The following is a 677-nucleotide window of genomic DNA, read 5'->3' on the forward strand; positions in this document are numbered from 1 at the left end:
CCATTTTTCTCTCCATATAGGACTTCATACACTACCCGTGCCGCTCGGACCAGCGCTCGGTCGTCACGTTCCCGTGTGATATGAACCCATGGCCGCGGCTTAGACCTCGGCAAGCCCGAGATCGATGAAGGTGGGGTATTTCCCAGCACCTTTCCCACCTCAAACCATTGAAACTTGTCTCAATGGATAGTACATTTTTATACAAGATCTCGTCACGACGCGTAGGCGCCGAGAAACGATGAGACGAATCGGATACGGAAGAGACAACGCAGCGAATTTGCACAGTTCAACGCGAACAGCCTAGCCGCGTGCCCAGCGAGCGCAGCCTAACTTTCTTCCGGTTAGCTGTTCCGGTTGCCGGCCCGAAAACCGAAGCTACAAGCTCACTCGCTATCTCGGGTCTACGGCCGCTTTTGAATCGATGATTCTGTAAGAAACTTGCAAAGAGGAAAGGTAATGCAGCCCATACTTGACTTCAGAAGCGTGTCGAAGGTTTTTTATAAAGGAGACACGAGAGTCCACGCTCTTTCAAATGTGACAGCAAGAGTAGAGCCCGGCGAACTGCTTGCCATTGTTGGCCCGAGCGGCTGCGGGAAGTCGACGCTTTTAAATCTGACGGCTGGACTGATGGAACCTGGGGTCGGCGAGGTGCTCTATCAGGGAAAGCCTATATCTGG

The 677-nt window shown here is 52.7% G+C and carries 1 protein-coding gene; it reads left to right on the forward strand.

The annotated features are described in order from the left end of the window. Nucleotides 1-456: 456 nt before the first annotated feature. Nucleotides 457-677: ATP-binding cassette domain-containing protein (locus P7F28_RS07250; RefSeq protein WP_277183839.1), on the forward strand; the 221-nt coding region annotated here is incomplete at its 3' end.

This window comes from Caballeronia sp. BR00000012568055 (assembly GCF_029439455.1).
GTDB lineage: Bacteria > Pseudomonadota > Gammaproteobacteria > Burkholderiales > Burkholderiaceae > Caballeronia.